Below are 7057 nucleotides of genomic sequence, written 5' to 3'. Positions count from 1 at the left end.
TTTAATAGTCCTGATATCTCTCCTGTTAAGAAGTTTACATTCTCTATAAACTCTTTCATATCTCCTTGTATTCCACTACTATCTACTTTGCTTGTAAATTTATAATTACTAAACTCTTTTAGCACTACTGAAATAGAATCAGTATTTCGTTTAATATTTCTAAGCATAGAGTTTAAGGCTTCACTTAATTGTAACAATTGAGGATTATTTGCTTGTGTTTGTAATTGAACATCTAAATAACCAAGTTTTGCTTTTTCTACAACTTTTAAAGCATCTTCAACTGCTTGATTATCTTTTTTAAGACCTTCATTAATTAAAGTAATATTTTCATTTACAACTTTTGCCATTTGTGCAAATTCATCACTTCCTTTTGCATTTAAAGCTTTTACATCACTTGTTTCTCTATTTAAAAATGAGAAGAATGATAATAACCCATGTTTAAAATCATTTAATGTATTTACAATTAATGAAGATAATGCCACAGAGAACAAAATAAATAAAATCGAAGATACAATTGCTAAGATTAATAATACAGTTGTTAAAGTACTACTTGCATCCTCTTTTAGGCTAATTGCTCTTTTGTTTATGTCATTTAGTGTCTTTTCTAGTTCAAGAGCAATTTTCCTCATTTCTAGTATAAGCCTCTTAGCTTCGGCACTTTCAGCTTGTGTTCCTTCATTATAAGTTCTAATTTTCTCTTTTGAAAACAAATCAAAATCTTTTACATATAAAGCAGAAAGTTCTAAAATTTTATCTGCAAGTTTAATATTCTCTTTTTCTGTAAGTGTTGCTTGTAATTGTTTTACTTCAGAATCAAGATTTGCAAAATCATCTCTTACTTTTTGAGCTCGTTGTTCATTTGATACTCTTAAGAATTGATAAACCGATATTCTACCTTTTAATAGGTCTTGAATAAACTCTTCTGTACTAATTTGTGCTTCTGTAGTATGTTTTACTTTAGCATTAAAATATGAATAAAGCATTCCAGCAATTATTATATTTAAAATAAAAAGTGCAGGAAAAAACATAAGCTTTTTTCTTGTTGATATATTGTTTAGCATGGATGTTCCTTTAAATAATATCTATAGGGGATTATATAGTGTTTATAATTATAACTATCTTTTATTATGCCACTTTTACATATTTTTATCTAAAATAATCAAATAAAACACTAAATTTTTCAATTAAATTGTAAAAAATTGATTTTTTAGTGTTATATTATTGTCACTTTTCTCTACACTCTTCTTTGATTTCTTTAAAAACATACTCATCTTCAATTAATTGAACAAAAACTTCATTTGCTTCACAAACATACTCTTTATTATCTTTTTTTGTAATATATACAAATTTATAATAGTACTCATTTGCACCCAAAGACTTACCTTTATCAATAATACTAGCACTCAACTTTGAAATTTTATGCCCATAAACCTCTTTATATTTTGATTTAAAAGCATCTTTAATTCCACCTTCATTTATATTAAAAACATAAATCAAACCTGTAAAAAAAATAGACACAAACACAGTTCCCATCAAAATTTGAAGTGGACTGTACTTTTTTCTTAATTTTTGATATACAACTGCACCAAGAATAATAAGTATTAAAACAAAAAGTATTATTTGCATTTAGACTTTCCTTTGTAAATAACTTTTTTATATGTTAACTTTTTATTAACTATTTGTTTTTGTTTAGTTAATTTGTATAAGTTATAATTTTACTATAAGTAGATGAAGAAGCGCGAACTTTATCTATGATATACATTCATTGTTCTTCCTAAAAAAAGCAGATTAAAAAATCTGCTTTTTTAATCACAACTAAACTTTATAATAAACTTCATTTATGTATAATAACAAATATTTCTAAAAAGGATTTAATATCAAAACAAAATTTGTAAGAATAATACTATTGTGTGTATTAAGTATCAATCTTTTTGCAAATACTGCTCTTATTAAAGCTGCCACTCAGCCTAGTATAAATAATACTACTACTGAAGAACAAAGCACTTCTTTATCAAATGATGCACAACAATTAGATGAAGACTCTTTTTCTAGTAAAGATAAAAGGTCAATGCATTATTATGATTTAGGCATTATTATTAAAATAGTTCAAAGTAAAGAGTTTAAAAAGCAAGCTGTACAGCAAATTGAAAAAGTTGAAAGTGAAATAAAAAAAATTACAAAAAATATTAATGACGAAATATTTTATCCATTCAATGTAAATCAATACCAAAAAGAGTTAAGATTTTTAAATAGTAAAATAAATATAAATTCAAAATATGATAATGCCCTTGCTGTATCAAGGGATATGCTTAAAATTTCTATTTTAAATAATAGAAAATTTTTTGCAGATACAATTAACTCTATCATAGATGGTAAAAACTCTTTTAAAGATAAAAAGTTTTTTGTTTCACTTTTAAATACTCAAATACAAAGATTAAAAAAAATAGACATAAAACCTTTTCAAGATACATATAATGAAGTGTCAATTCAAAATGACCCAGTATCAAACGCTTTTAAAGAGTCTTTTTTAACACTAAAAAATCAAATTAAAGCTCATCTTTTAGTCTATAACTATTTAAAAACAAATATGAATGAGTACAGACCAAGTAATTTTATTCTTGATGATTTAAGTTTAAAATATGTAATCAAAAAAATTGATTCAAATGAACATATTAAACATTTTTCAGAAACTTTAGATTACTACTTTCATGTTTCTATTGGAAAAATTGTAATCTTACTAATAATTCTATTTTTATTTATGATTATAAATAAAAAAGTTCTCCCTTTTTTAGCCAAACTATTTACAAAAAAACTATCAGTAAAAATCAAAACTTTAGATATTTCTATTCTTGATATTATTCCAGGAAGTTTTAGATTTACTATGTCTATTATTGTATATTTATTTGCTGTACAAGTCTCACTTCTTTTATTAATAGATGATGCACAACTAATAAATAAACTAATACCATGGTTTAATACAACATATTTAGCACTATTTAGTTTTATGTTTTACAGAATATTAACAAACTACATAAATGAATCTTCTGATAAGATATTTAGTCAATACCCAAATATGAGAAAAGAGATGGTAGATTTTATATTAAGAATTATTAAAATTCTTATTCTTATATTTGTTGCTCTTTTTTTACTTGTACAACTAGGTTTTGATATTAAAGCAATTATTGCTTCACTAGGTATTGGTGGTATTGCTGTTGCACTTGCTGCTAAAGATACTCTTTCAAACTTTTTTGGTTCTTTAAATATTATTACAGATAACTCTTTTTCTCAAGGGGATTGGATTCAAGCAGGAAATGTAGAAGGTACAGTAGTTGATATTAGAATGAGAACTACAAGAATTAGAACTTTTGCAAATGGTATGATTACTATACCAAATGCAGAACTAGCAAATATGGCTATTTTGAACTGGTCTAAAAGAGTTATTGGAAGAAGAATAAAAATGACTTTAAATATCACATACGATAGTAAAATGAGTGATATTGAAAACTTAGTAAATGATATTAGAGAGATGCTACAAGAGCATCCACAAATTGCCACATCAAGATTAAATATTGATAAAAAACCATACTTATTAAAAAAAGAAGATTTAATGGGAATAAAAAATAATTTATTAGTTTATATTGATGAGTATGATAGTAGTTCTGTAAATATTTTAGTATATTGCTTTAGTAGAAGTCCAAACTGGGAAGATTGGTTAGAAACAAAACAAGATGTAATTGTACAAATCTCACAACTTGTTGAAAAAAATCATTGTAAATTTGCATTCCCTACACAAACAATATTTTTAGAAAAAGAAGAGAATTAACTCTTCTTTTATAACTTACATAAAAACAAAAGAGTTTTTATTTTTATGCGAATGAGAATGTCCATGTCCATGATTATGGTTATGTTCATGGGCATTATGATGAGTTCCATTGTGATTTTCAATAATCTCTTGAAGCTTTTGCTCACTTAATTTCTCAAGTTTTGAAGTTTTGATTTTATCTAAAATCTCAAAAGTTTCTACTCTTTCATCTCCTGCATAATAAAACTCAAAATTGTTTTTTTGTGCAAGTTTATATGGATTTCTTCCAATATCTTTAATAATCAATTTTTTTACATTATTTTGTAAAAGCCATTCCATAACACTTCTACCACAAGTATTTTCATTTCTTTTAATACTTAAATTTTCTCCATCATAAAAAGCAAAATATTTTGCTTTACAAAATGATGGTGCAACTGCGCTGTTCTCTTTTGCTGTTTTTACTGGAAATGCGTACATTTAAAACTCCTCGTCAAATTTTTGTGCGTTTTTAAAACAAAATCTATATGCTGTGTATATTACAAATGGCCATACACTAAGCCAAATCAGTGAACTTGTATAATCCAATTTTACCTCCTAGTAATTATGTGCGTCTTTAGACGTAATCTCTTCTTTTGTAATTTTTACTTTATCCATTTGATACCAAGCGTATGTAATATAAGCAAGAACAAATGGCACCATAAGTGAAACATAACTCATCACAAGTAAAGTATATTCACTTCCTGAACTATTTCTTATTGTTAAAGAACTTTGTAAATCAAAAACTGAAGGATAATAAGATGTTCCATTAAATCCTACATTTAAAAATAGTGCCATAACAGTTAAGACTATTCCTACTCCTCCTGTTTTTATACAACAACTTTTTTGCTTTTCAACAGTATTAAAAACTGAAATAATCACAAGTAAAATACCAATTATAAAAATAGCTCCAATAAAAGGCATCTCTAAAAAGTTATTTAAATACTTATATTTTTCTATAAAAACATGACCATTTTCATCATATGCAAAACCACTTCTTGTAAAAAGCATATATAAAAAGTTTAAGAAAAATACTAAAAATATTATCATGTCAATTTTTATAGAGTTGACACTTCTTTTTCTAATTAGATTATTGTCAATATTATTTATAAAATACATTGCTCCACTAATTCTTACTAAAAATAAAAGTGAAATTCCCAAAAGTACATTAAAAGGGTCTGTTAATGCTTCTAATCCTCTTGTACTCGTTTGCCAATAAGAGAAATTTCTTTCATCTATAAAAAACTCTGAGCCACTAAAAAATGTAGCAATTGCAACACCTAATAAAAAAACTCCTAAACTTCCATTTATATATAAAAAAGTTTCATATGTTTTTTGACCAAAGAAATTATTTGGTTTTGTTCTAAACTCATAGCTAACTGCTTGAATAATAAAACAAAATAATATTCCCATCCAAACCCAATAAGCTCCACCAAAACTAGTAGAATAAAACAGAGGAAAAGCAGCAAATAAAGCTCCTCCAAATAGAACTAATGTAGTAAATCCCAATTCCCATTTTCTACCTAGTGAATTAACTAACATTGTTTTTAAAGTTTCATCACCTTTAGAAATTTTACCAAGTAAAGTTTGTCCACCTTGAACAAACATCATAAATGCAAATAATCCTCCAAGAAGTGAAATTATTATCCACCAATATTGCTGAAGCTGTAAATATGTTAAATTTTCAAACATTAGTGACCTCCATTTGGACCAATTTTTATCTGTTTTGCCATAATTTTTAATTCAGCAATTAGTAAAGCTGTAAATAAAAAGGCAAAAAGCCAAAAAGTTATTTGTACATTTGTTGTTGCTATATTTGTTGCAGCAATTCCTACAGGCATCAAATCTTGAATCGCCCAAGGTTGTCTTCCAACTTCTGCTACAATCCATCCAGCTTCAGCTGCTATATAACCTAATGGAATAGAGTACATGCTTGCATATAACCAAAATCTTTGTTTTGTAATATCTTTTTTTAGAAGTAAAAATAAAACAACTGCAAAAAGTAAAATAAACCATCCACCAAGTGTAACCATTATATGAAATGAATAAAAAGTTAATGCAACAGGAGGAATAATATCTGTTGGCTTATCTAAGTAACCATAACCAAAATAGTTTACATAACTTTCTAAAACAAACTTTGCATCATCAGCTTTTTTAGTATTACCCTCTTTTTTATATTTTTTATACTGCTTAAAAGCTTCTAATGCAATCTTACCTTTAGCTATTTTTTCTTTTGCACTCTCAATATTATGTTTTTCATTTCCATGTACCAAATCTTTTAATCCAGGAACAAAAGCATTTGGATTATGGTAACCTAAAAGTGAAAGTGCATAAGGTATTTCTAATTCAAAATGAAACGTATTTTCATCATTATTTACTGTTTTTTTACTATTTAAAAGACCAATTGCAACAATTCCAGCATCTTCTTTACCTTCATAAAGTCCTTCCATAGCTGCCAATTTAACAGGTTGTTTTAGCGCAACTTGATGTGCTGATTCATCTCCACTTAAAGCTAGAAATAATGATACTATAAGTCCAAAAGTTGCACCTATAATCATAGAGTTTTTAGCAAAGGCAATCTCTCTTCTTTTTAATAAATACCATGCACTTATTCCAACAACAAATAGTGCTCCTATTACATATCCACTTCCAACCGTATGCAAAAATTTACTCATTGCAACAGGAGATAAAGCAACATCCCAAAAATTTACCATCTCATTTCTAACAGTATCGATGTTAAACTTCATTCCAACAGGATATTGCATCCATCCATTTGCAACTAAAATCCAAAAAGCACTTAAATTAGAACCAATTGCAACTAGCCATGTTGATAATAAGTGAAAACCTTTTGATACTTTATTCCACCCAAAAAACATTACAGCAAAAAATGTTGACTCCATAAAAAATGCTAAAATTCCTTCTACTGCCAATGGTGCGCCGAAAATATCTCCAACAAACCAACTATAATTTGCCCAATTTGTACCAAATTCAAACTCCATAATGATACCAGTAGCAACTCCAATTGCAAAATTGATTGCAAATAAAGTCATCCAAAATTTAGTCATCTTTTTATACTTCTCTTGCCCAGTTTTAACATAAATAGTTTCCATTATTGCAATAATAAAAGATAATCCTAAAGTTAAAGGAACAAATAAAAAGTGATAAATTGCAGTTAGTGCAAACTGAGCTCTTGACCAGTCGACTAAACTCTCTTCCATA

The 7057-nt window shown here is 26.8% G+C and carries 5 protein-coding genes and 1 pseudogene; 1 reads left to right on the top strand and 5 read right to left on the bottom strand.

From position 1 onward, the window contains the following. A pseudogene (locus tag CP960_RS04875) lies at positions 1–1061 on the bottom strand (methyl-accepting chemotaxis protein); the annotation flags it as partial. A 163-nt stretch (positions 1062–1224) separates the two neighbouring features. Then, complete coding sequence (locus CP960_RS04870) at positions 1225–1626, bottom strand: hypothetical protein (RefSeq protein ID WP_101184279.1); 402 nt, start codon at positions 1624–1626, stop codon at positions 1225–1227. 280 nt (positions 1627–1906) lie between these two features. Between CP960_RS04870 and CP960_RS04865 the strand changes: the two genes are divergently transcribed. Next, positions 1907–3823: a mechanosensitive ion channel family protein gene (locus CP960_RS04865; RefSeq protein ID WP_101184276.1), complete on the top strand. Its 1917-nt coding sequence runs from the start codon at positions 1907–1909 to the stop codon at positions 3821–3823. 15 nt (positions 3824–3838) lie between these two features. On the opposite strand, the gene CP960_RS04860 is transcribed toward CP960_RS04865, so the two are convergent. The 3 genes from CP960_RS04860 to CP960_RS04850 form a co-directional block, all read right to left on the bottom strand. Further along, entirely contained in the window at positions 3839–4279 is a 441-nt protein-coding gene (locus CP960_RS04860; RefSeq protein ID WP_101184274.1) for a NifB/NifX family molybdenum-iron cluster-binding protein, read from the bottom strand. A 117-nt stretch (positions 4280–4396) separates the two neighbouring features. Continuing rightward, entirely contained in the window at positions 4397–5530 is a 1134-nt protein-coding gene (cydB, locus tag CP960_RS04855; protein ID WP_101184272.1) for a cytochrome d ubiquinol oxidase subunit II, read from the bottom strand. Continuing rightward, the gene (locus tag CP960_RS04850; protein ID WP_101184270.1) at positions 5530–7056 is read right to left on the bottom strand and encodes a cytochrome ubiquinol oxidase subunit I; all 1527 of its coding nucleotides are present in this window, start codon (positions 7054–7056) and stop codon (positions 5530–5532) included. Before CP960_RS04850 ends, cydB begins: the two co-directional genes overlap by 1 nt. Position 7057: the final 1 nt, after the last annotated feature.

The sequence above is a fragment of the Malaciobacter halophilus genome, assembly GCF_002837275.1.
GTDB lineage: Bacteria > Campylobacterota > Campylobacteria > Campylobacterales > Arcobacteraceae > Malaciobacter > Malaciobacter halophilus.
This window is presented reverse-complemented; position numbering and strand designations above follow the sequence as displayed.